Here is a 26,671-nt window from a genome sequence, read left to right as displayed (position 1 = left end):
TGCAGGAGGAGGGGTTCTTTCGTGTGGGAGACCGGCGTCAGCAGGGGCGGCAGCAGGTCGGCGGCCCGGGCCGCCCCTCCACCGCTCTTCCGCTCCGGCCGGTGCGCCGGACGTCAGCGCTTGGACAGCGAATGGCCGTCGGGTTCCGGCGACGGGTCGGGCAGCGAGACGCCCGGGGGGAGGCCCGGGGCGGGCGGTGCGAGGGGGGCCGCCGCCGGACGGGCCCGGCGCCGCGCGGCGAGCACCTGGTCGTAGACGGCCCCCAGGTCCTGGGCGCTGCGGTCGATGTCGTACCGGCGGACCACCGGGGGCACCGGCAGCCGGTCCGTGCCGCTGCGCCGCAACTCCCGCAGTGCGGTGGCCAGTTCGTGCACGCTGGGGCTGAAGCGGCGGGCGCCGGGGGCCTGGTCGGCGGGGAGGTCGTCGACGGCCGGGCAGCTGCCGTACAGGACGTGCAGCCCGGACGCCAGGGCCTCCAGGGTCGCCAGCCCGAACGCCTCGTCCGGGGACGGGGACACGAAGACGTCGATGGCGGACAGCAGGCCGGGGATGTCCGGTCCGTCGGCGGCCGCCGGCCCGTGTGCGCCGTCGCGGGCGCCGAGCAGGTGGATCCGGTCGCCGGACCCGAACTGCCCGGCCATCCGCCGCAGCATCTCCCGCTCCGGCCCGTCGCCGGCCAACAGCAGGTGGACGCCGGGGAGTTGGGTGACCGCCCGGACCAGGACGTCGAACCGCTTGCCGGGTACCAGCCGGCCGGCGCCGCCGACCACGAACGCGTCGGGCGGCAGGCCGAGCCGGGCCCGGATCGCGGCCCGGGCGGTGGGGTCGTGGGTAAAGCGGTGCGCCTCGATGCCGTTGGGCACCACGTGGATCCGCGACGCGGGGACGCCCCAGCGGCGCAGCCGGGCGGCGACGGTGTCCGAGACCGCGACCGTCGCCGAGCCCAGGCGCTCGGTGGCCCGGTACAGGGTGCGGACGCCGCGGGTCAGCCGCCGGCCCTCGATGACCGCGTCGCCCAGCGAGTGCTCGGTGGCGACCACCGCCCGCACGCCGGCCAGCCGGGCGGCGATCCGGCCGTAGACGCAGGCCCGGTAGAGGTGGGTGTGGACGAGGTCGGGGCCGACGTCGCGGACCAGCTCCACCAGGCGGGGGAGGGCGGACAGGTCCCGGTGGCCGGTCATGCCGAGGTGGGTGACGGGGGTGCCGTCCGCCTCGATGGCCGCGGCGAGCGGGCCGGGGTCGGTCAGGGTGACGACCTCGCAGCGGGCGGGCAGCCGGCGCAGCAGCAGTCGCAGCTGCTGCGCGGCGCCGCCCACTTCGAGGCCGGTGATGACGTGCAGGACTTTCACCGGATCCCTCCAGGGGTGGCGGTCGGGGTGGCCTGGTCGGTGGCCGGGTGGGCCTCGTCGGGGGCGGCGCACGGCGGTGCGGCGGACGAGAGGAGCGGCGGGCCGGCGGCTGGGGGCGCCGCCCCGCGTGCGCCGGGGGAGCGTCCGCGGACGGCCGTCATCGTCCGGCCCGCGCCGCGGTGAGGACGGGCGGCACGGCGAGCAGTTCCCGGTAGACGTTCAGCACCGCGCCCGCCGTCCGCCGCGCGTCATGGGCGCTCCGGACGTGCTCCAGCAGCCGCGCGCCGAGCGCGGTCCGCCGGTCGGGGGCGGCCAGCAGGGTGGTCAGGGCCGCGGCCAGCGCGGCCGGGTCGTCGGGCGGCACCAGGCAGCCGTCGGCGGCGTCCGGCGGCAGGCACTCCCGGGCCCCGCCGACGTCGGTCAGCACCACGGGACGGCCGCAGGCCATCGCCTCCAGAGGGGCCAGCGCCATCCCCTCCCACCGGGACGGCAGCACCACCAGGTCCGCGGCCCGGTACCAGGGAGCGGCGCCGTCGACGGCGCCCGCGAAGACCACGCCGGGCGGCGCGGCCCGGTGCAGCGCCGCCCGGTCCGGACCGTCGCCGACCAGCACCAGGTGGGCGTCCGGGACCGCCGCGGTCACCTCGGTCCAGGCCCGCAGCAGCGTCGACTGGCCCTTCTGCCGGCACAGCCGCGCCACGCACACCACCAGCGGCGCCCCGGCCGGCACGGTGTCGCGCAGGCAGTCGCGCAGCTCCTGCCGCCGGTCGTCGTCGCCGGGCGCGAACCGCCGCAGCTCCACACCACTGGGGAGCACCGCCCACCGACCCGTCACCCGGGCGGCCGCCCCGCGCGCCCGTTGCGCCTCGCTCGCGCACACCACCCGGTGGGACCAGCGCACCGTCCGCCGCTCCCGGACCACCGCCGTCCGCGCGGCCAGTGCGCCGTCCGCCTCGAACGGCCAGCAGTGCGGCTGGTACACCGTCGGGATCCGCCCGCGCACCGCCAGCTGGACGGCCGCCCCGGCCCGGGTGCCGTGGGCGTGGACGAGATGGGGGCCGGCGCGCCGGACCAGCCGGGCCAGCCGCCGGGCCCCGGACAGCGCCGTTCCGAAGGTGCCGCGGGCCGACCACAGCACCACCTCGGCGCCCGCGACGGCGGCCGCCGCGTGCAGGGTGCCGCCGGGCGGCGCGGCCACCACCACCCGCAGTCCGGCCGCCACCTGCGACCGCACCAGGCCGGCGACGACGTGGGCGAGCCCGCCGTCGACCGGCTGGGACACATGGAGGACCGTGAGCCGCTCCTGGGGCGGCAGGTCTGGTGGCAACACGCGCACTGCTCCCCTGATTACCGAGCCGTCAGAACTCCGCGGGAATGACCGGCCGTTTCTCGCTCAGCGCCGCAGATCGGCCTGGACGAAGAACGCCCCGAGCAAATAACCCGCCTTTCGGGTGGTGAAGCGGAATACCAGCCGGTCGCCCCCGGACCGGAGTGCCGGCGTCAGGTCGAAGAGCCCGGAATCGAAACCGGCAGGGGCGCGGTAAACGGGTGCGCCGGGCGCCTTGCGGCCGAAATTCTGGCGAGCCGAATGCGTCGCTGCGTTCCCCGGTTCGGTGGAATCCCGAAGCGCGACTGGAGTAGTCCTCCCGGCCCGGGCGGAGATTTTCCCGCCGTCTCCGGGCGCTCCGTGGTATGCCACGATCCCGGCCCGCCCCCGTGCATGCGCCGGAATGCGCAGCCCGGCCATTTCCACCGCGAGCGCCCGGCGGTGCCCGCCCAGCGCCTCGAATCCGTCCCACAGCGCCAGCCGCCGCAGCGGTTCCCGGGGGTTCTCGTACGCGACGATCAGCGCCCAGCCGCCCCAGGCCCCGGCCCGCGCCCGTTCCCGCGCGCGGCGCGGCTGGGCCACCGTGTACGTCCCCGCGCCGCTGCGCCGCACCAGCGCGGTGACGTCGGCGGACGCCTGGTAGGCGTCGGTCCGGGCGGTGGTGCGGCGCCCGATCGGGCCGTCCGCGCGCACTTCCCGGTACCGGTCGCGGGGGCCGGCCAGCAGCATCTCCCGCTCGCCGTGGGCCGTCCGGCGGCCGTCGAGGGGCAGGTCGCCGCCCCAGTACAGCCGGGCGTAGCGCACCCGGGAGCCGGCCGGCATCCGCAGCGCGGCGCGGCTGGAGCCGACGGTGCGCGGGTCGTCGTCGACGTCGAGGTAGGCGGTGCGGGGGCCGGCGTCGCGGCCGGAGCGCCGGGCCGCCGCACAGGACGGGCGCCCGGTCCGCTCCGCCGGGCGGCAGGTCACCAGGGAGCGCGCGGCCCGGGCGAAACCGCCGTGCCCGGTCGCGTGGAAGCGCTCGGCGAAAGGAATACGGGAGGTTTCTCCTGCGGGCGGGGCGGCCGACGCCGAAGTCAGCGCGGCCGACAAAGCCAGGGCCGCGAGCGCGCATACGGCGCCGCGCCCGGTGCGGTCCATCGACTTCCGCATGTCTTCTCTCCGACTTCAATCAGTCAAACAGGAGAGCACTCTGACAGAAATCATGTTGGAAATCGCGGCAGGCGCGCCGCGCTGCCGTCCGGGTTTACGGTCCGCGGAATACCAGCCGGACAGCCTAATGAATCCGCTCAGGTGGTAACGGTCGCATCCGTAACCCATATTGTTCGTTGTGTCCGATGCCCCATTCGCGAACTGAAAGGAGAATGGGATGAAGCGGTTCGTCAAGACCGCCGCGATCGCCGCGGCCTCCTCAGCCCTGGTGCTGGGCGGTGCGGGTGTCGCAGCCGCCGGAAACGACGGCGGGCATCACGGCCGTCAGGGTCGCCACCACCACGGCCACCACGGCCACCACGGCCGGGGCGGCGCGAACGCGGCGGGCTTCGCCGCACACTCGCCGGGCCTCCTCAGCGGCAACGTCATCCAGGTTCCGATCAACGTGCCGATCAATGTGTGCGGCAACAGCATCGACGTGATCGGGCTGCTGAACCCGGCCTTCGGCAACCGCTGCCTCAACAAGTGATCCAGGGCCGGTCCGGAGGGACATCGGACCGGCTATCGCCTCTGGCGCACAGAGACGGACCGCCCCACGGCCCAAGGCTGCGGGGCGGTCCGCCCGTCTGCCCCTCCCGTAGCGTCTGACCAGCGGATACGGTGCCGCGGCGGCACGCCATACTGGGGGCATGGCGAGAAGCAGGCGCGGGCGCGGCGGCCCGGAGTCCGTCACCGGTACGGTCGGTGGCGGTGTCGCCGAGCTGCGCCCCGACCGGGACCGGCCGCGCGGCTGGACGCTGCTGCTGGACGGCGCCCCGCAGTCCCATGTGGACCTCGACGACCCGACGTATCTGGAGTTCTCCTACCAGCGGCGGCTCGGCCACATCGCCGATCTGGCGGCCCCGCCCGGCGCGCCGCTGCGCGTCGTCCACCTCGGCGGCGGCGCGCTGACCCTGGCGCGGTACGTCGCCGCGACCCGGCCCCGCTCCACCCAGCAGGTCGTGGAGATCGACACCCCGCTGGTCCAACTCGTCCGCGAGCGGCTGCCGTTGGAGAGCACCTGGCGGATACGGGTGCGCGGCGCGGACGCCCGCGCCGGGCTGGCCCGAATACCGGACGGCTGGGCGGACCTGATCATCGCCGATGTCTTCGCGGGGGCCCGTACGCCCGCGCATCTGACCAGCGGGGAATTCGTGGCGGAGGTGCGGCGGGCGCTGCGGCCCGGCGGTTTCTACGCGGCCAACCTCGCCGACGGGCCGCCGCTGGCGTTCCTGCGCGGCCAGATAGCCACCGTCCACACCGTCTTCCCCGAGCTGGCGCTGACCGCCGAGCCGGCCGTGCTGCGCGGCAGGCGGTTCGGCAACGCGGTGCTGCTGGCCGCCGATCGGACACTGCCGGTCGCCGAGCTGACCCGGCGGGCGGCCGGCGACCCGCACGCCGGCCGGGTCGAACACGGCCGGGCGCTGCTGGACTTCACCGGCGGCGCGGCCCCGGTCACCGACGCCACCGCGGTCGCCTCGCCGGCCCCGCCCGCCGGCGCCTTCAGGTGAGGGCGGCCCTCCGGTCCGTCAAGTGCCGTGTCACATCGTGCGGTTGAGGGTCTCCACGACGGGCGGGTGGCCGTTCCAGGCGCAGATCACCGAGGTGTACGAACCGCCGCCGGTGAAGTCGACGCGCAGCCACTGGTCCTGCTTCCACACCTGCATCTCCCAGCCCGGGTTGGGGGTCGCCGACACCAGTTCGGCGGAGTCGGCGCCCAGGGAGAGGGCCACCCGGCCGCCGGGGGTGGCGTAGCTGTGGACCCGGTCGCCGAGGGGCGGGGGCGTGTCGTCGCCCGGGGTGGCCGCGGGGGTGGGGGAGGGGCTGGTGGTGCGGGGCGGGGCGATGCGCCGCGTCGGCCGGGCGTCCGGGGACGAGGAGGCGCTGGTGCCGGGTGGGGCGGACGGCTTGGGGCGGTGGGTGGAGGAGGCCAGCGGCAGGGCCGTGGAGGCCACCTGGTCGGACAGGGGCAGGGCGCGCGGGGCGTCGTAGGCGGTGTCGGAGAGCACGGTGTGCACGCCGAACCACGACAGGGTGACCGCGGCGCCGGTCGCCAGCGTCCAGGCCGCCGCGTGAACCAGACCTCGTTGCATCTGGGCCATCTTGCCCCACCCGGTGGAGCGTTCACAGCCGGCCCGTCACCGGCCGGCGGCCCTGGGGCCCGTCGTTCGGGGCGACGGCCGGCGGACGGGAGGGGACGGCGGGGCGCGGTCGTCAACCGCGCACCGGCGCACTCGTCCGAATGGCGTACGGTGCGCCCATGGCACGAGTGCTCGTGGTCGAGGACGACCAGTTCGTACGGTCCGCGCTCATCCGGCATCTGACCGACGCCGGGCACGCGGTGCGCAGCGTCGGGACCGCCCTGGAAGCGCTGCGCGAGGTCGCACACGTCGGCTTCGACCTGGTCGTCCTCGACCTCGGTCTGCCCGACCTGGACGGCGGCGAGGCGCTGAAGATGCTGCGCGGCATCACCGACGTCCCGGTGATCATCGCCACGGCGCGGGACGACGAGGCCGAGATCGTCCGGCTGTTGAACGACGGCGCCGACGACTACCTCACCAAACCGTTCTCGGTCGAGCACCTCTCGGCCCGGATGGCCGCCGTGCTGCGCCGCGCCCGGGGCGCCGCCCCCGGCGCGGAACCGCCCACGCGCGTGATCCGGGTCGGCGGGCTGGCCATCGACCCGCTGCGCCGCCAGGCCGAGCTGGACGGCCTCCAACTCGACCTCACCCGCCGCGAGTTCGACCTGCTGGCCTTCCTCGCCGAGCGGCCCGGTGTCGTCGTCCCCCGCAGGGAACTCCTCGCCGAGGTCTGGCGGCAGACCTACGGGGACGACCAGACCATCGACGTCCACCTGTCCTGGCTACGCCGCAAACTGGGCGAGACCGCCGCCCGGCCCCGGTACCTGCACACCCTGCGCGGCGTCGGCGTGAAGCTGGAGCCCCCGCGGTGAGGGCCGCCGCGCTCCTGCCGGCGCCCGCCGCGTCGTCGGAGGACCGGACGCGGTGAGGTGGGCCCTGGTCAAGGTGGCCCTGGCGGTCACCACGATGGTCGTGGTCGCGTTCGCCGTCCCGCTCGGACTGGTCGTCAGGGAGATGGCCTCCGACCGTGCCTACGGCTGCGCCGAGCGGCAGGCCGCCGCCCTCGGGCCGGTGCTCGCCATCACCACCGACCGCACCCAGTTGGAACGGGCCCTGGCCAGCGCCGAGACCGGACCGGGCGACCGGATCGGCGTCCACGTCCCGGCGGGCGCCCAGGGCGGCGGCCCGACCGACCTCGGCGCCCGGCGGGCCGCCCCCGCCGCCGTCGCCGCCGCGGTCCGGCTCGGCCGGGCCTCCATCACCCAGGTGCGCGGCGGCACGGCGCTGCTCCAGCCCACCGCGGTCGCCTCCGGGATCGCCGTCGTCGAGGTGTACGTCCCCGACGACGCGCTGACCAAGGGCGTGGGCACCTCCTGGGCGATCCTGGCCGGTGTCGGACTGGCGCTGGTGATCGGCTCGGTCGCGGTCGCCGACCGGCTCGGCACCCGGATGGTGGTTCCCGCCGAGCGGCTGGCCTCGGCCGCCCACGGCCTGGGCCGGGGCGACCTCGGCGTCCGCGTCCAGGAGGACGGCCCCAAGGAACTGCGCTCGGCGGCCAGCGCGTTCAACTCCATGGCCGACCAGGTCGTCCAACTGCTGGCCAACGAGCGTGAGTTGGCCGCCGACCTCTCCCACCGGCTGCGCACCCCGCTGACCGTGCTCCGGCTCAACGCCGCCTCGCTCGGCGACGGACCGACCGCCGAGCAGACCCGGGCCGCCGTCGAGCAGTTGGAGCGCGAGGTCGACCAGATCATCCGCACCGCCCGCGCCCAGCGCGAGCACACCGCCCAGGCCGCCGCCGCGACCGGCTGCGACGCGGCCGAGGTCATCCGGGAGCGGATGGACTTCTGGTCGGCACTGGCCGAGGACGAGGGCCGCACCGTGCGGGTCGCCGGCGCGGACCGCCCGGTGCGGGTCCCGGTCGCCCGCCCCGACCTCGCCGCGGCCCTGGACGCCATGCTCGGCAACGTCTTCCGGCACACCCCCGAGGGCACCGCCTTCGCCGTCGACGTGCACAACGCCGACGACGCGGTGATCGTGCTGGTCTCCGACGCCGGCGGGGGCATCGCCGACCCGGCCGCCGCGCTGCGCCGCGGCCACGGGGGCGGCGGCGCCGGCTCCACGGGCCTGGGGCTGGACATCGTCCGCCGGCTCGCGGAGTCCACCGGCGGCGACGTCCGGATCGGCCGCTCCGTACTGGGCGGCACCGAGGTCCGGGTCTGGCTGTCCCTGGACGGGCGGCGCGCCCCCCGCGGCGCCGGGCGCGGGCACCGGCCGCACCGCCGGCTGGGCGTCCGCGGCCGGCGGGCCGCCCGCGCCTCCGCGCCGGGCAGCGGCTCCCGGCGCGGCCGCGACGCCGGCCGGTGAGCGAGCGGCCGAGCCGAGCGGTGGCGGAGGGCGGGGCGGGCGCGAGGAGCGCGCGCCCGGCACCCGCCCGCAGCGGAAGCGAAGCTCGGCGCGCCCTGCACGCGCCCGGCCTTAACCGCTCCCTTCGGCTTCCTTAACGCGACCATAAGTCCCTCAACGGCCGTACGGAAACCGCCATTTGTCCGTTTCCCTGCCGCTAGCGTGCAGGACGTACCCCGAACGGTGCGCCCTCAACCCCCATGCGACGACAGGCAGGCACGCGATGAGTTCCTCGGCACACCGGCGCCGGACGAGCCGCCGGACCCGGCTGATCGGGACCGCGGCGGCCGGTGCGCTGGCGGTCGGCGGCGGGGTCGCCGTGGCCGGCGCCGCGCCGGCCGCCAAGGCCCCGCAGGCCGGCACCGCCGCCGCGCGCGCCGCCTTCGCCCCGTACGTCGACACCTCGCTGTACCCCGCCTACGACCTGACCGACACCGCCCGGAAGACCGGTGTGAAGACCTTCACCCTGGCCTTCCTCACCTCCGGCGGCGGCTGCGTCCCCAAGTGGGGCGGCTCCGGCGACCTCGCGGGCGACGCGGTCGCCCGGCAGATACCGGCGCTGCGCAAGGCCGGCGGCGACGTCCGGGTCTCCTTCGGCGGCGCCGGCGGCACCGAACTCGCCGCCGCCTGCTCCTCCGCCGCCGAACTGGCCGCCGCCTACGGCAAGGCCGTCGACCACTTCGAGCTCACCAAGGTGGACTTCGACATCGAGGGCGGCGCGCTGCCCGACGCGGCCGCCAACACCCGCCGGGCCCGGGCCATCGCCCAGCTCCAGAAGCAACACCCGGGCCTGGACGTCTCGTTCACCCTGCCGGTGATGCCCGAGGGCCTCACCCCGGACGGTGTGCGGCTCCTCGCCGACGCCAGGAAGAACGGCGTGAAGATCTCCGCCGTCAACGTCATGGCGATGGACTACGGCTCCTCCTACAGCGGCAACATGGGCACCTACGCCACCCGGGCCGCCACCGCCACCCAGGCCCAGCTGAAGAAGGCCCTCGGCCTGAGCGAAGCGGACGCCTGGAAGACCGTGGCGGTCACCCCGATGATCGGCGTCAACGACGTCCAGGGCGAGGTCTTCAAGCCCGCCGACGCCGCCGCCCTGGTGACGTTCGCCAAGAGCAAGCACCTGGCCTGGCTGTCCATGTGGTCCGCCACCCGCGACCGGCCCTGCCCCGGCGGGCCGTCCAACTCCGCCCAGCCGACGTGCAGTTCCCTCGACCAGGCACCGCTGGCCTTCACCAAGGCGCTCGGCGCCTACACCGGCTGACCCCCCACCGGTCCGGCCTTCGTTCCGGACCGTCCCAGATGCGGGGCGCAGCGGACCCCACCCCCCACCCGCTGCGCCCCGCCCCCTTCGTCACGCCCCCTCCGCCACGGCGAACGCCGCCGGTCAGCCACTGCTGCGCAGAGCGGCCCGGAACGCGATCGGCGTGATCCCGGCCTGCCGCTGGAAGAACTTGCTGAAGTTGGTGGCGTCCGCGAAACCCAGCCGGTCCGCGATCCGCGACGCCGGCTGGTCGCCGTGCGCCAGCAGCCGCTTGGCCTCCAGCGCCACCCGCCGGTCGATGAACTCCTTCGCCCCGACCCCGGCCGCCGTCTCGGTGGCCCGCGACAGCGTACGGGGCGCATAGCCCAGCGACCGGGCGTAGTCGGCGACCCGGCGGCTGCGGGTGAACCCCCGCTCCACCGCGTCCCGGAACCGCAGATACGTCTCGCTCGCCCCGCAGGTGCCGTCGTCCGGGCCGCCCGCCGGTCCGTCCGGGTGCGCGGCCCGCAGCACCAGGACGGCCAGCAGGTGCCGCAGCACCTCCAGGTGCACCTCCAGCGGCAGCCCGCCCAGCGCCCCGAACTCGCGGTGGAGCTGCCCCAGCGCCTCGTCCAGCGCGCGGGCGGCCGCGCCCTCCGGATGCCGCACGGCCGGCCCGTACCAGTCCTCGATCCGGGCGGTGGCGGCGGTCGTGGCGTCCAGGAAGCCGGACTCGAAGAGCACCAACCGCCCCTCGGCGCCGGTCAGGTCCCCGAAGTGCTGCACCTGTCCGGGGCGCGCCCACAGCAGGTCCCCGGGTGCCAGGGGGTGCTCCTGGAAGTCGAGGCTGTGCACCAGGCGCCCGCGGTCCAGGACCAGCAGGTGGTGGAAGCCGGGCCGGTGCGGTGTCGACAGCCGGCAGGCGTCCGCCCGGTCGCGCAGCTCGGCGAGGGTCAGCACCTCCACCCCGGCGGGCCGCCCGGCCGGAGCGGAGAACGCCACCTCGCGGATCGTCTCTGCATCCTCTCGGGTGTCGTGTCGCTTTTTCACCATGACCCGTCGCCTCGCTACCCCGGAATCTCCCGTTGATACCCCTAGCGTAGGAGACGTCAGCACGGCTGATGGCGGAAAACGGCAGCCACACCACGGCGACCGGAACACCGCGCTCCGCACGGGCACACCTCGCCCCCACCGAACCACCGGGAGAACCCACCATGTCCAAGATCGCGCTCTTCGGGGCCACCGGCACCATCGGCAGCCGCATCCTCGACGAGGCCCTGCGCCGCGGCCACCAGGTCACCGCGGTCGTCCGCGACCCCGCCAAGCTCGCCAAGAGCGACCCGAAGCTCACCGTGGTCACCGGCGACGTCCTCGACCCGGAGTCCGTCGCCGAGGTCGCCGAGGGCCAGGACGTGGTGGTCAGCGCGGTCGGCGGCGGCGACGGCCCGGGCCACATCGCCACCATCCGGCCCGCCGCCGAGGCGCTGGTCGCCGGGGTGCGCACGCGCGGTGCCCACGCGCCCCGCCTGATCGCGGTCGGCGGCGCCGGCTCGCTCCGCAAGCCGGACGGCACCCAGGTCTGGGACGCCGAGGGCCTTCCGGTCCCGCTGCTCCAGATCATGCACGCGCACGGCGACGCGCTGGACTTCTACCGCACCGTCTCCGACGTCCGCTGGACCAACCTCAGCCCGGCCGCCTCCATCGAGCCCGGCGAGCGCACCGGCACCTACCGCATCGCCGCCGAGGACCTCATCGTCGCGAAGGACGGCAGCAGCCGGATCTCCGCCGAGGACTACGCCGTCGCGCTCCTGGACGAGATCGAGCAGGCCCGCCACGTCGGCGAGCGCTTCACCGTCGGCTACTGAGCAGCCGGCCCGCCTCCTGAGTGCGGCGCCAGGTGATCCGGAAACGTTCGAGGCCCCCGATCCGAAGATCGGGGGCCTCGACGCTGGGGTGAGTAACGGGACTCGAACCAGTTTTTTGACCCTATTGTGACCTGCGAGAACTCTGAAAATCGGGCGAAACCAGTGCAGTTCGATGCTGTTCGTTGACGCTCATTGACGCTGATTGCGGTCCCGTTTGGCCGCGGCCAAACGGTTCGGCCACACAGGGCCGGGCCCGCAGGCGGTGAGTAGAAAACCGCCTAACCGTGATCTCCGAACGCCTGCGGCACCACCAACGATGACGCCCCCGCCCTTGCCCTTGGAGGGCAGTGACGGGGGCGTCGCGTACCGGGTGGTGCTCGGGGAGGTGTCAGTCCTGCTCGGCTTCCGGTGTGCCGCCGAGGCGCTCTGTGAGGCAGGCGGGGCGGGGCCGGCGCCTCACGACTCGACGAGTTCGATTCCGATGGCGAGCGCGCCGAGCGCTTCCTTCTCCGGGGAGTAGATGCTCCGGATGTTGGCGAGCTGCTGATCGCGGCTGGACGTGGGGTTGATGTTCGCTGGCCCCTCGCCGTCGAGCAGTGCCTCGAAGTCGGGGTACTCGGCGACTCGCGTCACGCGCACTTCGCATGTCTCCTCGGTGCCCTTGATCCGGAAGCGGATCAGGTGGCCAGCCGCGAGGTCTTCGAGGTGCGGGTACCGGACCCGCACCTCGATGCTCTTCCGGCCAGCGGCGACGAGATCGAAGTAGCGCCGGAACAGGTTCAGCTCGTGGACGCGGGTCGTGGTGTCGGTCATGGTGCGGAGATGCTCCTTGTCGCAGGCGCGGTCATGAGGCGGCCGAGTTCGCCGGCCGAGTACGAGCGGAAGAAGTGCCGCGGGTCGCTCAGCAGCACATCGGCCATGCGCAGCAGGCCCCCGGCGTACTCGGGCAACGAGCCTGCCCACATGCGGGTGTCGAGCATCCAGGGGGCAGCGCCATCCGGCAAGGGGGCGCGACCGTCGCGGATCAGGGACTTGCTCAGCTTGGCGCCGGTGTCGGTGACGACCTGCGGGCAGAACAGGCGGGCGGGAAGCTGGCCGCTCGCGCCGAGCCCGGCGGCTTGCATGGCGCAGTCGACGAGCTGTGAGCCGAACACCCAGTCGCCGCCCTTGACCATGACGTACAGCCGGTCACGTTCCTCGGCGAGGAGTACTTCCTTGACGAGGTTCCGGTAGAGCGTCGCCAGGTCGAGGTACCCGCCACCCGAGGGGTGGACGGCGACCTCGTAGGGGCCGTGGTGGAGGCATACCGCGGTGATCTCGGCGCAGTCGGTGTCCAGCAGGATCCGGGTGCGCTCGGCGTACTTCTCGGCCCATCCGCATCCCGGGCGCGGGCAGGGAATGCGGACGTGCGGCACGCCGTGCGAGGGGTCGAGCCACCACCGCGTGGCGTCGAGGCGGCGATGCGCGCTCAGCCAGGTACGCCGGAACCGCTCTTCCGCCTGTTGCTGGGAGTACATCTCGATGGCGTACGGGATGTGCAGTTGGCGCGACAGCTCGTCGAAGAGCGGCCGATACAGCTCGTTGACCTGCTCGACGAGGGCGGCCTCGCCGAGCGCGTGGGCGTAGGCCCGCTGGTAGCGGTGGCCCGAGGCAGAGTCGGTGACGACCTCGTGAGGGGCGTTGTCGAGGGCGCCGAAGTGCACGGTGACGGGCACCTCGAAGCGGTCGCGGACGCGCGCCGCGGCGGCGAAGCTGAGGGACTGGACGAGCGAGGTACCCAGATGGGGGACGCCGTTGATCTGCGTGCCCACGACGAACGTGACGCCGGCCGGGCGCATCAAGGCGATGCGCGGAGCGAGCACGTCCTCGGCATGGGTAAGCGCGTTCGCCAACACGGTGTTCGGTGAGACGGGATAAGTCACATCCGTTCCCTTCCGCTTGTGGTGGGTGCACTGATCTGGTGCTCCGCACGTCCCGCGCATCACAGGGAAGGGACGTGCGGAGCGGCCTGGCGACCGTCAGGGGCCAGGCGCCCGTCCGGCCGGTCTCGGCCGGCCAGCCGGACGGGAGTCGGAGCTAGGGCGCGGTCACGCGGTCCCCCTGCCGGTGCCGTGGTTGCGGGAGATATCCGCGGCCTGCTCGGCGGCGAGGTCGCTCAACGCCTCGCGCGCCGCGGGCGGCAGACCCTCGTCCCGGGCGGCGTTGACCGTCGCGCCGAGGGAACTGATGTCGCTGAAGAACTGGTCATCGTCGTCGGGGGCGGTGGATTGGGGCATGACTGTGTCCTCGTCGTGGGGTACAGGAGAGAGGTGCGCCCGCCCGCCGCGGCGGGCAACCTACGGGCGGGCGCTGCGCTCTCGTCCGCCATCGCCCGGGAGAAAAAGGGGAAAAGCCCGTGCGATGGCGGTGAGGAGCGCGCCCGGCGGGTATCAACGCCGGGGGTTTGCGGGATTACATGCGCTGAGGTCGCCGCGAGACAGTGTCCATTTCAGCACCAGATTCCAGCATCCGCAGCGCGGATAGGGTGAGTGCGGCCGTGTGCGGCAGGGCATTGGTGGCGAGCTGGTCTACGGGAATAAATCCGTGGGCACTAAAGCGTGTGAAGTCCAACCGCAGGCTAGTTATATTCACAGGTATTGTTCCGCAGTCGTAAACGATGTCCCGACTTTCTGCGGTCGCGTCTGTTCCGGGAACCCTGCGCACGGCAAGCACGCGACCGGGCACAGCCGTCAGGCCAGTCGTCGAGTACACCGTGCGGTAGAGCGTCTCGGCCGACGTCTCGTTGCGGACGGCGTACCCGCCAGGGAGTGACCACGGTTGGTGCGTCTGATCGCGTTCTCGTAGCAGCAGGGGGCGGCCGTCCTTGGTGCGGTAGAGGGCCCAGACCCCAATGTGGCCGTCGCCGCCCTCCCGCTGCTCCAACTCCTGGCATTCAGCGGGAGTTGCGGGCATGCACCAGGAGGTCAGTGCGTCCCACCGGGTGTGGCCCGGCCGTGCGAGGACGAGACAGTCCCCATTGACGGCGTCGATTCTGCCGACGCGGTGTCGTGTGTGATCCAGCACGATGTCGTTAACGGCGAAGGTCATACGTCATCCCTGTGATGGTGGGCCCGCCCCGGCCGCGACGCTTCCACGGTGTGCCGGGGCGGGGGATGGTGGCCGCCCATGCCCGGGAGGGGGTGGGCATGGGCGGTGGGGCCTGACTGACTCGCACCCATAGACGGGTCAGTCAGGCCGTGCTCCCCTATGTCTCCTGGATGGGGAGACCGGGAGCCCCGGGCGGGGTGGGGGCTCACTCGTTGGGGAGCGGCCCCGGCGGACTCTCCAGGCGCCGGGGGTCTATGTGGGAGGGCATAGGCGACAGCACGTCTTTCGCGCGTCCAGAGCCCTTTTCAGCGACCACACTTGGATGACTTGCGCACCGCCTTTACCGAATGTTACGCACTGGTTGGAGGTGTGGTATCGAATTCCCGCCGGGATGACGAAAACGGCGATGGTGATTGCCTTATTCATGGTCTACCCTTTCGTCGATTCCCTTTCACACCGGCGGAAATCCACAGGAGCGGATCGCCGGCGTGCCCGGCTCGTGATACCCCTCGCACGGCCGGGGTGCCTGGCAGAAAAAACCTCGTCGGCGGCACGCCTGGCATGTGTGAGGGGTGGCCACGGTGCAACCAGACATCGACGGATTCACACGCAGTGTGGGCTCATACGTAAACCCTTTTCCGCCACATCCTCGGCATTGCAGGTGGGGGCCGGGGCACGTCACTGCGTGATGAGGAGAGCGGCGACAAGCACCGTCACCACCCCCACTACCAGCGCCAGCATGCTCCCGACGATCCAGCCGTCGCCCGTGATCCCGCGGCGCCGGCCGCCCCGCTTCAGGACCCGCACGAGCCGATCTGCCGTTCCCGGCCCGATCGTTCCGAGCGCAATCCGCCCGCCGGTCTTGTCCAGCTCGGGAAGGTTCAGGTTCATCACGTCCAGGGCGGCCCGCAGCTCCGCGAATGACGCGTCCACCGCGTCCCTGGTGTAGCGAGCCCCGGTCGCGCGGTGCGTTCCGTTGCCGGTCAATGTCTCCACCCCCAACGCCTGTTGTCCTCACGGACACGCGCCCGTAGGTGAAGCAGGGTGGGCGAGTCCGGATGCTGCTTGTCGTCCTGCTGCTGCTCGTCGTTGGGTTCCCGCTCGTCGCCCTGGTGCTGCTCGTTGATGCACTCCGGATCACCACGGCGCACCAGCCGCCACAGCTTCGCTTCAACATCCAGGTGAATGGGGCGAGTTGGAGCGGTGCACGGTCCTCGCGGAACATTGGCGGGCAGCGATACCCACCTGCTGAACCAGACGTGTGGAGTCCTGTCGCCCCTGGGGTACCCCAGGGCGAGCCTTGCGAGCATGGTTCGGCTCCTCTCCGTAGTGCTTCCACTACCGGGGAGGTTCAGCGTGGCCTACACCTGGGAAGCAATCAACCTACTGAACGAGGAAGGTAAGTTGGTGAACGTGCCTTGAATCGCAATGAGTTGAACCCTGATGCGTCTCCTCAGGCGGCGTACGGAGCGCGATTGCGCAGCGTGCGGGAGTCGCGCGGCTGGACGCAAGACGAGCTAGGTAGGCGCATGGAATATTCCAGTGTGCATATTTCGTTCGTTGAAAATGGTCGGAAGCCTCCAACTCTCCGCTTCTCACAAAGCGCCGACCAAGCCTTTGGTCTTGCGGGCACGGCGGACGCCTTCGAACGCGAGTATCGCGAGATCAAGCATGGTGGCCTGCTGGAGGGGTTCCCGGAGTACAAGGCCGCTGAGGCGAGGGCCGCAGAGATCCGCCTGTACGAAGTTGGTGTGATTCCGGGGTTGTTGCAGACGCCGGAGTACGCTGCGGTGCTTGCCGCGAGCGAGGTCCAGCGCGGTGCGATCACGCCTGAACAGGCGGATGAACGTGTGTCGATCGTTGTCGAACGTCAAGCTGCGCTGGATCGAGCGCGCCCGCCGCTGGTCTCCGCCGTCCTGGACGAGAGTTGCATCCGACGCCCCGTCGGCGACCATGCCGTCATGGACTCGCAGCTACAACGTCTCGTGGAGTTCTCCAAGTTGCCGAACATCATGCTCCAGATCGCCCCGTTCACCATGGGGGAGCGCAGGCCATTTAACCTGCCGCTGTACGTGCTGACGCTTCCTGATCGCTCGCTCATGACCTACACAGAGTCGGCCCAGCGAGGGCACTTGGACCGTGAAAGCACTTCGGCAGTCCCCATGTTGTCGGCCTACCATCAGTTGCAGGCTGAGGCACTTTCCCAGGCTGCGTCTGTGGCCATGATCAACACGTTACGAAAGGGCACCCCGTGACTCCCTCCCCCCGATGGGTCTCTTCCTCGCACTCCGCCAACGGCGGCGCCTGCATCGAGTGGGCGCCGGAGCACGCCCGGAGCACTGGCGAGGTCCTGGTCCGTGACAGCAAGAACCCTGCCGGCCCGCACCTGACCTTGACTGTCGAAGGCTGGGCCGGACTGGTTGGCTTCGCTAAGACGCACGGCTGACCACGCCCCCGCCCCAACTCGCGCTCCCCGCGCACTGCCGCGGAACGACGGCGCCCCCGCCAAGGATCTCCGGGCGGGGGCGCCTTGTTACGTTTCCCAGGTCACGGACCGAGTATTTTACCGTCCGAACGCCATGGGTGCCGCGTACGGGTCGGGGGTAGCACCGGTCATGGCCTTGCCCCTCTCTGAACAGCTCAACACTGTCAGGGTATGGGGCGGGGCCTATTTTGTGCGCGGCTTGTCAGCCGCCGTCCACATCATCCTCGTTATGGTCGCTGAAAGCGTCACCAGGGCCACCGCCTGGGCCAACTCCAGCCACCCCGAGCCGGCTCCGAGCTGAACGAAGAATCGCCCCGGCCTGCCGAAGCAGGGCGGGGCGACTTGGGCAGGGGCGGTCAAAGGCGTCGCCGATCGGGGGTGAGGACCGCTGGCGGTGACGTGGACGGGGCCGGGTCCGGGCTGGTGGGGGCGCCATCGCGGCGGCACACCAGCGCATCCGGATCGCCCGGCGGGGCCTGGAGCCGATACCCGGTCGGACAGGTCTGCCCGTCCCGGCCCGGAGCACCATCACGACCCGGCGCCCCGTCCTTCCCCGCCGGCCCCGCAGGACCAGCAGGCCCGGCCGGACCCGCAGGACCAGCCGGGCCCGGGACCGTCGAATCGGATCCGTCCTTCCCATCGCTGCCCGCCGCACCCGTCCGCCCGGGTGCACCGGACGGCCCCGTCGCCCCGGGCTTCCCCTGCGGTCCCGTCGCGCCAGCAGGGCCCGGGATCGGCACCGGCACCCGCGCCCGCTCGGACAGGCCCGCGATGGCCTGCGACGGATCCGGCGCGGCCGGCGTGCGGCCGGCCGCTTTCACCTGCGCCCGCAGCGTGCGGACATCGGACGCCAGCGTCGACACCGCCGAGCCACGCCGGTCGGCCTCGGCGGCGAGCTGGTCCGCGCGGCTAGCCTCGGACGAGATCCGGGCCCAGATGATCAGTACGGCACCGGCGAGCGCGACGAGCGTGCAGACGAGCGCGAGGGATCGCCAGCGGTGCGCGAGGGCCCGCTCGGTGCGGGTCACGGGGTACCTCCCAGATTGGTGACGAGGGTTCGGAGCCGTGCAATCTCGGCTTGGTCGGCGGCGCGTAGCGCTGCTTGCTCGGCGAGGGCGAGGGCCTGCTCGGTGGTCTTGCGGTCGAGCCGGTCGCGCTCTTCCTGGAGTTGCTCGGTGAGCGTGGAGTAGCCGTTGAGGGCGTTCTCGCCCCGCTTGCCGAGGTACGCCACCACCGCGCCGGAGAGCACCCCTGCGAGCGCGAGCACGCTGCCGAGGGTGGTGGCGTCCAAGGGGGTCTCCTACTGGATCACGCGGGGGAGTCGGGGGTTCACCGTTTCGGTAAGGCCCGGCCCGGTCGGGCCGCCGCTGGTGGCTATCGCGGTGAGCAGGGCGAGGGCCGCGGCCATGCCCGCGGCCGACAGGGCGCCGGGCCAATCGGCGTCGAGGAGCCCGGTCGCGTTGGCGCCGAGGACCGCTACGAGGGCCTGAGCGAAGGTGCGGACGGCACGCTCCGCGGCGGCCTTCCAGAACGCGGACGTGTTCATGAGCAACTCCTACTTGAGCTTGAGCTTTTGCCCCACGCGGATCACGTCGGGGTTCTTGATGGCGTTGAGCTTCACAAGGGCGGCGACGGTGGTCTTGAACCGGACAGCGATGGCGCCGAGGGTGTCGCCGCTCTTCACCGTGTACGTCGCGGCCGAGCCGTCGCTGGGCCGGACCTTGAGGCGGGCCGCCACGTCGTCCCGGAAGTCGGCCATGTCGACGAACGGGCCGCCGGCCGGGTCGATCTTGTCGTCCGACCACTCCCGGTGGGCGATTGCCGAGCGGGCCGTCCAGCCGTGTGCCCGGCACAACGCGGCGGTCGCCTTGACGATGGCGTCGTACTGGACGGCCGGCCACGGGTCCTTGCCGTCGCCGAGGTTGACGCACTCGAACCCGTAGAAGCGCGAGTTGCCGTCAACGCCGTCCGCGTTGCCGCGGGTCGGGCGGGGTGGGCGCTCGCCGTAGTCCTCGGCGATGACGTGCCGCAGGACTGCCGGGTCGCCGCCGCCAGCGTGGTTGGCCCGGCCGTACCCGACGACGTGGACGGTGCCCGCCTTGTCGATCACGCCGTGACACAGGGGGCCCGGCAGGGCGGCGTAGCCGGTGCGACAGATGCTCACGCTCGAATCGGTGCCCTTGGTCACGGTGTGGTGGATCATCACGCCGTTCATCGGGCCCCACGCGCCGTGGCCGGCGCGATTGTGGTGCTCGGCGTCGCCGACCACTTCAACGGTGAGTCCCTCGGCCCGTAGGGCGGTGATGAAGCGGTCGAAGGGAAGGGGAGTTGCCATCATGTTCCTCTCAGAGTTGGCGGGCGAAGCGTGCGGCGGATCCGATGGAACCGCCGCCGCCGAATTTCCCGCCGGTAGTCGCGCCGCTGGTGCGCTTGGTCTGAATCTGGATTTTGAGATCCGGGGAATTCCGGTATGGGGAAAGGTCAAGGGTTGCCGAGGGGAAGGTGTACGTCAGTGATGCGGGCACGCTTCCCGAGGCGATGACGAGGTTTTCATTCACGACAACTTGCCATGCTCCACCGGTGTATGTGGGGCTCACGTAGTCGCCGATGAAAACGAGTCCGAGGGAAAGCTTGGCTGCGCGCGGGGTAATGATCGTCTCCCACGTCGTCATGAAAGACGTGGCCGTATCGTCGTACGCCATCACCCGCATATTCGTGGGGTAGAAAGGCACTTCGTCGACCTCGCGGCCGGCGCGCTCCAGCCGATTGAGCCGCTCCTCGACGATCGCGAGGCGCTCCATCGGGTCCCGGCCCTTGGCGTAGGCAGGCACGTCACACCGCCCCGCACTTGAGGGTGATGCGCTCGCCGCCCGACTCGGTGACGGCGGTCTCGATGGACAGGATCCGCAGCTCGCTCCGGCGGCCGGTCGGCATCCGCTCGTCCGGGGCGATCACGACGAGGGCCACGTCCCCGACCTGATAGGAGCCGTAGACCGGGTCCGCATCCGCCACCACCTGAAAGGTTGGCTGCGTGTCGGCCTGCGTGGCGGCGGCCAGATCAGCGCGAGCGGTGCCGTCCAACCGGGCCTGGTCGAGGACATCCGAGTACGTCGTCACCCGCTCCAGCAGCGGGTAGCCGGCGGCGAGCATGTCGGCCGCCTGCGCCGAACTGTTGAGCCGAGCCTCACCGGTCCCGGCGCCGAGCGCGGTCACATCGGTCGCCACCTCGACGCCGTTCTCCGGCCAGTCGTAGTCGAGGATGCTCGGCTCGGGCCCGCCGCTGGAGAACACGAGACCGCTCTCCGCTGCCGACTGCCGGCCCCGCCGCGGATACCAGACCCGCGCCCTCTTCACCCGGGCCGGCGGGGTGTTGTTGGCCGGCTGCGTCCAATAGCACTCGACCCCGAAATCAAATCCGTCGTCGGCCGTGGCGAGAGCGGCGATAGCGTCGTAAATGACCGGCCGCTCGTACCCGAAATACGTCGCGACCCGGTAAATGCCCGTGGCAGGTTCGCCTGCGATATTCGAGATGCTCACGCCGATATCCCCGTACGGTTGGACGGCGGCGTACCGGAGCAGCGACCAGACCATGTATCGCTGATCACCGTAAATCCATTGCCCCTCGGGCACATACGCGGGATTCGTGATCAGGCTTTGGTCAGTGGACAGCGTCGTGCGGACAGTGCGCTGCTGGTAGTACGACATGAACTCGGCGGCCTGGATGGCCCTCCCGCCCTCGACGAGTTCTCGCGTCCACACGATCCCGCCCCACACGATCACCCCGTCCCGGTCCACCCACACGGCGGTGCGGGCCGGCCGGGTCGCGGTGTCGGGGTCAAGCGGGATCGTGTCGTCGGTGTACGGCACCGTCGCACTGAGGGTGCCGATGCCGTTCAACTCGGTGGAGAACCGCACGTCACGTAGGGGCAGTTCCGCGAGGACCGCGTCCGTGCGCAGGTCGCAGAACAGGTAGGTGTAGGTGTGCTCCATCACGCCACCCGTTGGACGCGCAGCCACGAGTCCGTGCGCATGATCGTCGCCGTGGTGTCCACGGCCGCCTGCGCCCACTGCACAGCCAGAGGGCCCGAGCTTCCCGCGGTTCGCAGGATCCCCCGCAGGTGGAGGGTCTCGTCCGTGGTGTCCGCGCCGTAGCTGCGCGGCTGCGTGCTGGCGATCGAGTTGGGGTTCATCCGCACGGTGAACCCGTCGATGCCGACCGAGGCGGGAACGCCGCGGCCGAGCCCGACGGCGCTCCAGGACCCGTCCGAGCCGGACGGCCCGGACAGAGCGACGTTCAGGTCACCGGTGGTGCCGCCGGAGTACACGAGGTACGCGTCCACCGTGTACGTCGAGGCAGCGCTCACCGACACCGAGAGGTGCGGATCCGCCGACATGGTGACCGTGGACGCCCGGGAGGTGTCGCCCGACTTGCGCGCGAACCCGGTGCCGCCGAGGCCGAGCGCCAGGGGCACGACGGTGCCGTCGGCCCGACCGTAAGCGAACTGGTCGAGGTCGGTGATGTAGAACGTCTGCCCGGGGTGGGGGCGCGGCGGCAGGACGCTGTAGGCGACGGGCAGGATCCCGCCGACGGCGACCGAGTAGTTCCGCACGTCGGCGATGACACCGCTCGTGATGCTCGTGACCTGCGGGTTCACGGTGATCGAGGCGAGGATCTGTGCCGAGGCAGGCAGCGCCGGGAGAACCGCGGCGGCGGCCGACGAGGCGTAGGCGCCCTGGATCACCTCCAGCCGCCATTCCGAGGTGCTGCCGCTGGTCTCGGCGTCGTACACCGAGGCGACGACCGCGTCCCGGCGGTACTGGCCGGCCGCACCCGCCGGGCCGATGGCAAGGATCTTGTCGGCATCGTTGACGCAGGTGTACGCGCCGTACCCGCCAACGTCGTGGTTGTCGACCCAGCAGAACCCGGCGGACACGATCACGCTCATGTTCGGCGTGGCCGCCGCCCGGACCCGCATCTGGTAGTTCTGGTAACTCGGCTTGACGCCCTGTCGGATCCGGAGCGGCGTGGCCTCGTCGGCGGCGAATCCGGGGTAGCACACGGCCGCCGAAATGGCGCCCAGTCGGTCGGTGCGCGCCGGGTAGGAGCCGCCTTGCATCCACGCGGGCGGGGTGATCTCGGCCATCGCTGGCCTCCCTTCTTACAGGCTCGTGTCCCGCCACGTGACGGTGAGCAGGCTGGTTTGGCCGGGCGCGCCCGGCAGGGCCGCGCCGCGGTAGGCGATCTCGGAGCTACCGGGAGGCAGGACCGGCCACTTGGAGCCGGCCCGGACCCAGTCGCGGCGGGGCGCGGATCCCATGAACAGGACAGCCCGCGTGCGGGTGTCGACCGTGAGGTATTCGCCGGGCTGGAGGGTGCCGGTGATGCTGAGCGTCGAGCTATCCCCGGCCGTGTCGGAGTCGTCGGCCGCGGTGCCGATCACCTCGACGACCGGCTGAGCGACCGGCCCGTCAATGCGCAGCAGCGGATAGGCGATGCTGTCCCCGCCGTTGGTGACGGTCAGCCGGCCGGACGATCCCGCCGAGCCGTACGTCCGCGGGTAGGTGAGCGGGTAGGTACGGCCGGCGCTCGGGCTGTAGGCCGTCGTGCTGGCCGTGTACTCCGTGAGGGAGTACAGCCGCGGGTCCGGGCAGTACCACTCAAGGGCGGCCTCACCCGTCGTCCACAGGTAGTGGGCGTCGTACGGGATGCTGCGCTTGCGGATCTTGCCGTACGCCACGATGCCCCAGTCGAGGAACCGCAGGGGTGCCGGCGCGGGGGTCGGCTGCGTCGCCCGGCGCAGGGCGATTTTCAGGTCCCGGAGCGCGGCCGGGGCATCGGCCCGGAGCACCAGGCCGAGTTGGATGGTGCGGGCGCCGGTGTAGTCCGGGCCGCTGTACTCCCCATGCTGGGACGGCCGATTGGTGTCGTCGCTCCGCACGTCCGGCAGGTCGTCGAGGCCCTGCTCGGCCTCGACGCCGTACGGCGTGCCGGGGCCCATGAGCAGGTCACCCCACTGGATCCGGCCGATTGCCTCGGAGGGCATCGTCACCGCCTCCCCACGAGGCCAGACCAGGACAGGGCCCGCAGGATCCCGTCCGGGGTGGCATCGGTCCGATAGAGGTTGAACGTGTTGGTGGTCGGGCCGGATCCGGGGCCGGCGTAGGCGCTGCTGAGCGCGCCGACGGCGGGCACGCCGGCCGCGCCGCGGGTGGCCGCGGTGGCGAGTGCGCCGGACGCCGCAGCCACCGCCCCGGCCGCGCCGAGCATGCCGCGGCGCAGTCCCTCGGCCGTCTGCGCGCCGATGTCCGCGAACACCCGTGACGGAGAATGGATCTTGAGTTTCGACTTGATGGTGTTCGTCATCACCGCAGCGATCAGGGACATCTGCCGCTCAATGAGCGACTGGGAACGCCTGAGGCCGTCCACCATCCCTTGCGCCGCACGGACGCCGGCCCCGTACATCTGGTCCGCCACCGCCCCGCCGACCTTCCCCGCCGCCGTGGCGAGCTGCTCTTGCAGGCTGTTGACGCGGGCGAGTTCGGCGTCCGACGCACGGGACAGTGCGGCGGCGGTGGCCGCCCCGCCCTCGACGCCTGCGTCTGTGATCTGCTGGAGCAGGTCCGCGCGCAGACCACGGGCCCGGAGCGTGGCGATCTGCGCGGCGAAGTCGTTCGCCTTCTTCACGGCCTGTTGCAGACCGACAGTGATCGCAGTGACGCTGTTCACGTCGGCGTGGCCCTCGGTGATGTTCGCTCCGCCGAGCACCTTGCCGGCCGTCTCGGCGGCGAGCTTGGCGCGGTCCGCGGTGATGCTCGTCAGGCGCTTCGTCGCCGCGGCCAGCCTGGACGCCACCGCGTCCCGGCGCACCGCCAGTTGGAGAAGGTTGGCGTTGTCGCGCCGGACGCGGTCGAGGAGGGACCCGAGGCCGCTCACCTTGGACCGGTTGCCGACGTTCACGTCGATGGCCCGAGCGATCAGCGTCGTGACCCGTCCCAAGGTGGACTTGAGGGACGACGTGCTGCCAGTGATGCCCCGGATGAGACCCTCGATCAGGGTCCGGCCAGCCGGGGTGAGCAGCGTCGCGTCCCGCCGCGGCGGTCCCTTCCACTGCGGGATGAGGCTGGTGAGGCCCGCCAGGACCGATTGCACGCCGGGGATCGCGGCCCGGATGCCCGCGATGAGGCCCCGAACGATCGACGAGCCGGCGTCCCACAGGAGAGAGCCCAAGTTGCCGAGGGCGCCCGTGATCCGGCCGGGCAGACTCCGCACCCACGCGATGGCGTCGCCCATGCCGGACTCGATCATGGTGGTGAAGCGGCCGGCGGCGTCGCTCGCCAGCGACGCGATCCGGCCCGGCAGCGATGCAAGCACGCTGAGAGCCTTGCCGGGCAGCGAGGCCAGCCACGAAACGATGTCGCGGACCATGTCCGGGATGACGGAATGCCCGACGAGGTGATCGGCAAGCCACTCGAAAAGGCTGGAGATCTTATCGACAATCCACTTGACTGCGTCAATGCCCGGCTGCAATTTGCTCTGAAGCATCTTCATGAAGTCGATGACTTTTTGCAGCGCGGGAATCACGTACTTCGTGATCGCTTCCGCGCTGATGGAGACAAAAGCGGCGGCGAGTTTGGCCAGCGGCGGGAGGAACTTGACGACGGCCGGGAGGAGTTGCGCCGCCACCTTGGTGCCCATCTCCGTGAGCTGCGGCAGCAGGGGCGCCACCGCTACCAGGACTTGCCCGGTGGCCTTCCCGACCTCGCCCATCGACGCAGCGAGCTGCGGCATGATCGGCGCCAGCGAATTGAAGATCGTAACGAGTTGATCGGCGTACCCGCTAATCAGCTTGGCAATGATCGTCGCCAGCCCCGAAAGCACCGGCGCCAGATAGGCGCTAATACCGGACGCCACATTCTGAATTACCGGAGCCATCGCCTTGAATACCCGACCGAGCGCCCCGAAAATCGGCTCAATCGCAGGAAGTAGCGCGGCGATGATTTTGCCGACGGCGGGCAGCAGCGGCGCCAGCGCGGTGAGCAGCGATCCGAACGCCTTGGCCGCCTCGCCGAGGACCGGACCGAGTGCCCGGATGACCGGTTGGAGGGCGGCGCCCAGAGTCCGGATGAGGGACTGCACAGGCGGCCCGAGGGCGGTGAGCACCTGCCCGACGACGCCAAGGGCCGATGCCAGCAACGGGCCGGCCGTCTGCGCGAGTTGAGCCATCGTCCCGAACAGCGCCCGAAGACCGCTCTGCACCTCGGGGGTGGCGAACGCCGCGCGCATGCTGCCCGTGATCTGCGTCAGCGTGGTGAGGAACCCGCCGCCGTTGGTCTGCGCGGCGGAGAACAGGTTGCCGATGATCCCGACGACGTTGCCGGCCACCTGCATGAGCTGACCGAACAGGCTGACAGCCGTCTCAATCGCGCGCTCCATCGCACCGGACTTGAACGCGGCGCTCATCCGCTCCGAGAGGCGGTCGAGCGCCTGCCCGGCGGCGCCGCTCAACCGCTGGAAAGCGGGCGCGGCGGCGGCGCCGATCTGCCCGAGCCCTTGCACCACGATCCCCGGCAGACGAGAGAACGAGGACATGCCCGCCGTGGCGCCCTGGAGGGCGATACCGAGGGTGCCGTCCCGGCCGAGCGTCCGCGCCGTCGACAGGGCGCCCTGCGCCATCCGGTTGAGGGTGCCAGCGGATGCGTCGAGGGCCTGCCGCAGTACCGGCAGGGTGGTTGCCGCGGTGCTCCTCAACTGCGTGTCGAGGCTGGTGAACACCTTCTCTTGGACGGATGCCTTGATCGCGTCGAGCGTCGGCTTGGCGTCGCGGAGGGCGCCCACGAATGCCTGCGCGGACGGCGTGAGCTTCTTGAGCGCCTGCTCGTACTCGTCCGCCTTGGTCGGGTCGAACGCTGCCTTCACCGCATCGCCCACGCCGGACATCGCGAGCTTCAGGGCGCCCGCCGTCGTGGCCACCCCGAGCACCCCGGTAGCGGCCAGACCCGCCGCCGGAGCCATCTGCGCCAGAGCCGCCGTCGCGCCCGCGGCCACCGGCACGATCGCCCCCACCGCCGCGCCCACTCGGGCCAGCGACGCCGACAGGCCGCCGAGGCTGCCCGCCATGTCGCCGAGCCGGCCGAGCGCGCCCCGCAGACGTTCGGTGTTGGCCTCGGCGTCGTGCACCTCGACGTGCACGTCTATCTCCGGGTCGGCCGCGTCAACGGCGGTAGCCGCCGCGCGGATGTCCGCCAAGTTGGCGGCGGCCTCGGATACGAACGCTCTGACCTCGATGTCGGGATGGGTCCGGGCGAGGCGCTCGATGTGCGGCTCCAACCGGTCCATCTGTTTGAGGGCGTCCTCGACGCTGATATCGACGCCGATGCGCTGGCGGCCGAGGCGGTCGAGGTCGCGCCGGATTCGGTCGAGGTCCCGGTCAAACTGGTTGGAGTCGTCCCTGATCTGGACGGGCGGGATGTTGTTCGTCGCCGCCTGCACTCGCCGTTGCAGGGACTCGCCGAGCGCCTGCCCGACGGCGGACCCCTGCCGGGTGGCGTCCGCGATGATCCCGCTCGTGTTCTGGAGATCGACCTGAAGATGACTGATCAGGTTGGGGAGATTGATCTGCTCGGCCATCGGTGCCAC

At 71.9% G+C, this 26,671-nt stretch carries 26 protein-coding genes and 1 pseudogene; 8 read left to right on the top strand and 19 right to left on the bottom strand.

What is annotated here, in order from left to right; all coding sequences use genetic code 11:
* Positions 1–113: 113 nt before the first annotated feature.
* From ACIQE0_RS07585 to ACIQE0_RS07575, 3 genes are all read right to left on the bottom strand, one after another.
* The gene (locus ACIQE0_RS07585) at positions 114–1,349 is read right to left on the bottom strand and encodes a glycosyltransferase (protein WP_402329762.1); all 1,236 of its coding nucleotides are present in this window, start codon (positions 1,347–1,349) and stop codon (positions 114–116) included.
* Positions 1,350–1,506: 157 nt separating this feature from the next.
* A complete protein-coding gene (locus tag ACIQE0_RS07580; RefSeq protein WP_402329760.1) occupies positions 1,507–2,679 on the bottom strand; it encodes a glycosyltransferase family 4 protein in 1,173 nt (390 codons plus the stop codon).
* Between the two features lie 63 nt (positions 2,680–2,742).
* On the bottom strand, positions 2,743–3,825 hold the full coding sequence (locus tag ACIQE0_RS07575) for a hypothetical protein (protein ID WP_402329758.1): 1,083 nt from the start codon (positions 3,823–3,825) through the stop codon (positions 2,743–2,745).
* A gap of 217 nt (positions 3,826–4,042) precedes the next feature.
* Here ACIQE0_RS07575 and ACIQE0_RS07570 point away from each other — a divergent pair, with 217 nt between their 5' ends.
* Together ACIQE0_RS07570 and ACIQE0_RS07565 are read left to right on the top strand one after the other, a co-directional pair.
* Positions 4,043–4,354, top strand: a complete 312-nt coding sequence (locus ACIQE0_RS07570; RefSeq protein WP_366336391.1) for a chaplin — start codon at positions 4,043–4,045, stop codon at positions 4,352–4,354.
* 160 nt (positions 4,355–4,514) lie between these two features.
* On the top strand, positions 4,515–5,375 hold the full coding sequence (locus ACIQE0_RS07565; RefSeq protein WP_402329756.1) for a spermidine synthase: 861 nt from the start codon (positions 4,515–4,517) through the stop codon (positions 5,373–5,375).
* Positions 5,376–5,405: 30 nt separating this feature from the next.
* Here the strand turns inward: ACIQE0_RS07565 and ACIQE0_RS07560 are convergent, their stop codons facing one another.
* Positions 5,406–5,957 carry a hypothetical protein gene (locus tag ACIQE0_RS07560; RefSeq protein ID WP_402329754.1) on the bottom strand — a complete coding sequence of 184 codons (552 nt, stop codon included), beginning with the start codon at positions 5,955–5,957 and terminating at the stop codon, positions 5,406–5,408.
* 167 nt (positions 5,958–6,124) lie between these two features.
* On the opposite strand from ACIQE0_RS07560, the gene ACIQE0_RS07555 reads away from it, so the two are divergent.
* The 3 genes and pseudogenes from ACIQE0_RS07555 to ACIQE0_RS07545 form a co-directional block, all read left to right on the top strand.
* Positions 6,125–6,817 carry a response regulator transcription factor gene (locus tag ACIQE0_RS07555; protein ID WP_366336397.1) on the top strand — a complete coding sequence of 231 codons (693 nt, stop codon included), beginning with the start codon at positions 6,125–6,127 and terminating at the stop codon, positions 6,815–6,817.
* Positions 6,818–6,869: 52 nt separating this feature from the next.
* Positions 6,870–8,312: a HAMP domain-containing sensor histidine kinase gene (locus tag ACIQE0_RS07550; RefSeq protein WP_366336399.1), complete on the top strand. Its 1,443-nt coding sequence runs from the start codon at positions 6,870–6,872 to the stop codon at positions 8,310–8,312.
* A gap of 412 nt (positions 8,313–8,724) precedes the next feature.
* Positions 8,725–9,618 (top strand): annotated as a pseudogene (locus ACIQE0_RS07545) (chitinase); the annotation flags it as partial.
* A gap of 123 nt (positions 9,619–9,741) precedes the next feature.
* Here the strand turns inward: ACIQE0_RS07545 and ACIQE0_RS07540 are convergent.
* Positions 9,742–10,650, bottom strand: a complete 909-nt coding sequence (locus tag ACIQE0_RS07540) for an AraC family transcriptional regulator (protein WP_366336401.1) — start codon at positions 10,648–10,650, stop codon at positions 9,742–9,744.
* 161 nt (positions 10,651–10,811) lie between these two features.
* Here ACIQE0_RS07540 and ACIQE0_RS07535 point away from each other — a divergent pair, with 161 nt between their 5' ends.
* The gene (locus ACIQE0_RS07535; RefSeq protein ID WP_366336403.1) at positions 10,812–11,462 is read left to right on the top strand and encodes an NAD(P)H-binding protein; all 651 of its coding nucleotides are present in this window, start codon (positions 10,812–10,814) and stop codon (positions 11,460–11,462) included.
* A 456-nt stretch (positions 11,463–11,918) separates the two neighbouring features.
* Here ACIQE0_RS07535 and ACIQE0_RS07530 read toward each other — a convergent pair whose 3' ends face one another.
* The 5 genes from ACIQE0_RS07530 to ACIQE0_RS07510 all read right to left on the bottom strand — a co-directional run bounded on the left by ACIQE0_RS07530 (position 11,919) and on the right by ACIQE0_RS07510 (position 15,545).
* Entirely contained in the window at positions 11,919–12,275 is a 357-nt protein-coding gene (locus ACIQE0_RS07530) for an ASCH domain-containing protein (protein WP_402329751.1), read from the bottom strand.
* Positions 12,272–13,384, bottom strand: a complete 1,113-nt coding sequence (locus ACIQE0_RS07525; protein WP_402329749.1) for a hypothetical protein — start codon at positions 13,382–13,384, stop codon at positions 12,272–12,274. The genes ACIQE0_RS07530 and ACIQE0_RS07525 overlap by 4 nt, the downstream gene beginning before the upstream one ends.
* Positions 13,385–13,549: 165 nt before the next feature.
* Positions 13,550–13,738: a hypothetical protein gene (locus ACIQE0_RS07520; protein ID WP_402329747.1), complete on the bottom strand. Its 189-nt coding sequence runs from the start codon at positions 13,736–13,738 to the stop codon at positions 13,550–13,552.
* 175 nt (positions 13,739–13,913) lie between these two features.
* Complete coding sequence (locus ACIQE0_RS07515) at positions 13,914–14,549, bottom strand: NUDIX domain-containing protein (RefSeq protein ID WP_402329746.1); 636 nt, start codon at positions 14,547–14,549, stop codon at positions 13,914–13,916.
* 678 nt (positions 14,550–15,227) lie between these two features.
* Positions 15,228–15,545 carry a hypothetical protein gene (locus tag ACIQE0_RS07510; protein ID WP_402329744.1) on the bottom strand — a complete coding sequence of 106 codons (318 nt, stop codon included), beginning with the start codon at positions 15,543–15,545 and terminating at the stop codon, positions 15,228–15,230.
* A gap of 422 nt (positions 15,546–15,967) precedes the next feature.
* On the opposite strand from ACIQE0_RS07510, the gene ACIQE0_RS07505 reads away from it, so the two are divergent.
* Entirely contained in the window at positions 15,968–16,804 is an 837-nt protein-coding gene (locus tag ACIQE0_RS07505) for a helix-turn-helix domain-containing protein (RefSeq protein WP_402329742.1), read from the top strand.
* Positions 16,801–16,995 (top strand): DUF397 domain-containing protein, encoded by a 195-nt coding sequence (locus ACIQE0_RS07500; protein ID WP_402329741.1) that lies wholly within the window; start codon positions 16,801–16,803, stop codon positions 16,993–16,995. The genes ACIQE0_RS07505 and ACIQE0_RS07500 overlap by 4 nt, the downstream gene beginning before the upstream one ends.
* Before the next feature lie 395 nt (positions 16,996–17,390).
* On the opposite strand, the gene ACIQE0_RS07495 is transcribed toward ACIQE0_RS07500, so the two are convergent.
* The 9 genes from ACIQE0_RS07495 to ACIQE0_RS07455 are packed head-to-tail and all read right to left on the bottom strand — an operon-like array spanning position 17,391 to position 26,662.
* Positions 17,391–18,062 (bottom strand): collagen-like protein, encoded by a 672-nt coding sequence (locus ACIQE0_RS07495; protein WP_402329739.1) that lies wholly within the window; start codon positions 18,060–18,062, stop codon positions 17,391–17,393.
* Entirely contained in the window at positions 18,059–18,325 is a 267-nt protein-coding gene (locus tag ACIQE0_RS07490; RefSeq protein WP_402329738.1) for a hypothetical protein, read from the bottom strand. Before ACIQE0_RS07490 ends, ACIQE0_RS07495 begins: the two co-directional genes overlap by 4 nt.
* Before the next feature lie 9 nt (positions 18,326–18,334).
* Complete coding sequence (locus tag ACIQE0_RS07485) at positions 18,335–18,580, bottom strand: holin (RefSeq protein WP_402329736.1); 246 nt, start codon at positions 18,578–18,580, stop codon at positions 18,335–18,337.
* Between the two features lie 9 nt (positions 18,581–18,589).
* Positions 18,590–19,369: an N-acetylmuramoyl-L-alanine amidase gene (locus ACIQE0_RS07480; protein ID WP_402329734.1), complete on the bottom strand. Its 780-nt coding sequence runs from the start codon at positions 19,367–19,369 to the stop codon at positions 18,590–18,592.
* Between the two features lie 10 nt (positions 19,370–19,379).
* Positions 19,380–19,865, bottom strand: a complete 486-nt coding sequence (locus tag ACIQE0_RS07475) for a hypothetical protein (protein WP_402329733.1) — start codon at positions 19,863–19,865, stop codon at positions 19,380–19,382.
* Between the two features lies 1 nt (position 19,866).
* Positions 19,867–21,102, bottom strand: coding sequence for a hypothetical protein (locus tag ACIQE0_RS07470; protein ID WP_402329731.1), 1,236 nt, complete (start codon positions 21,100–21,102; stop codon positions 19,867–19,869).
* A complete protein-coding gene (locus tag ACIQE0_RS07465; RefSeq protein WP_402329729.1) occupies positions 21,024–22,178 on the bottom strand; it encodes a hypothetical protein in 1,155 nt (384 codons plus the stop codon). The genes ACIQE0_RS07470 and ACIQE0_RS07465 overlap by 79 nt, the downstream gene beginning before the upstream one ends.
* 15 nt (positions 22,179–22,193) lie before the next feature.
* On the bottom strand, positions 22,194–23,078 hold the full coding sequence (locus ACIQE0_RS07460; protein ID WP_402329727.1) for a hypothetical protein: 885 nt from the start codon (positions 23,076–23,078) through the stop codon (positions 22,194–22,196).
* A 2-nt stretch (positions 23,079–23,080) separates the two neighbouring features.
* A complete protein-coding gene (locus ACIQE0_RS07455; RefSeq protein WP_402329725.1) occupies positions 23,081–26,662 on the bottom strand; it encodes a hypothetical protein in 3,582 nt (1,193 codons plus the stop codon).
* Positions 26,663–26,671: the final 9 nt, after the last annotated feature.

This window comes from Streptomyces sp. NPDC093097 (genome assembly GCF_044754325.1).
Classification (GTDB): Bacteria; Actinomycetota; Actinomycetes; order Streptomycetales; family Streptomycetaceae; genus Streptomyces.
Note: the sequence above shows the minus strand (reverse complement) of the source record. Positions and strands in the feature narration are given on the sequence as shown.

Bases quoted from the DNA above. Each gene is read 5' to 3' on its own strand.
- ACIQE0_RS07575 (WP_402329758.1), bottom strand. From the start codon at position 3,825: ATGCGGAAGTCGATGGACCGCACCGGGCGCGGCGCCGTATGCGCGCTC.
- ACIQE0_RS07570 (WP_366336391.1), top strand. From the start codon at position 4,043: ATGAAGCGGTTCGTCAAGACCGCCGCGATCGCCGCGGCCTCCTCAGCC.
- ACIQE0_RS07565 (WP_402329756.1), top strand. From the start codon at position 4,515: ATGGCGAGAAGCAGGCGCGGGCGCGGCGGCCCGGAGTCCGTCACCGGT.
- ACIQE0_RS07560 (WP_402329754.1), bottom strand. From the start codon at position 5,957: ATGCAACGAGGTCTGGTTCACGCGGCGGCCTGGACGCTGGCGACCGGC.
- ACIQE0_RS07555 (WP_366336397.1), top strand. From the start codon at position 6,125: ATGGCACGAGTGCTCGTGGTCGAGGACGACCAGTTCGTACGGTCCGCG.
- ACIQE0_RS07540 (WP_366336401.1), bottom strand. From the start codon at position 10,650: ATGGTGAAAAAGCGACACGACACCCGAGAGGATGCAGAGACGATCCGC.
- ACIQE0_RS07535 (WP_366336403.1), top strand. From the start codon at position 10,812: ATGTCCAAGATCGCGCTCTTCGGGGCCACCGGCACCATCGGCAGCCGC.
- ACIQE0_RS07530 (WP_402329751.1), bottom strand. From the start codon at position 12,275: ATGACCGACACCACGACCCGCGTCCACGAGCTGAACCTGTTCCGGCGC.
- ACIQE0_RS07520 (WP_402329747.1), bottom strand. From the start codon at position 13,738: ATGCCCCAATCCACCGCCCCCGACGACGATGACCAGTTCTTCAGCGAC.
- ACIQE0_RS07515 (WP_402329746.1), bottom strand. From the start codon at position 14,549: ATGACCTTCGCCGTTAACGACATCGTGCTGGATCACACACGACACCGC.
- ACIQE0_RS07485 (WP_402329736.1), bottom strand. From the start codon at position 18,580: ATGAACACGTCCGCGTTCTGGAAGGCCGCCGCGGAGCGTGCCGTCCGC.
- ACIQE0_RS07480 (WP_402329734.1), bottom strand. From the start codon at position 19,369: ATGGCAACTCCCCTTCCCTTCGACCGCTTCATCACCGCCCTACGGGCC.
- ACIQE0_RS07465 (WP_402329729.1), bottom strand. From the start codon at position 22,178: ATGGCCGAGATCACCCCGCCCGCGTGGATGCAAGGCGGCTCCTACCCG.
- ACIQE0_RS07460 (WP_402329727.1), bottom strand. From the start codon at position 23,078: ATGCCCTCCGAGGCAATCGGCCGGATCCAGTGGGGTGACCTGCTCATG.
- ACIQE0_RS07455 (WP_402329725.1), bottom strand. From the start codon at position 26,662: ATGGCCGAGCAGATCAATCTCCCCAACCTGATCAGTCATCTTCAGGTC.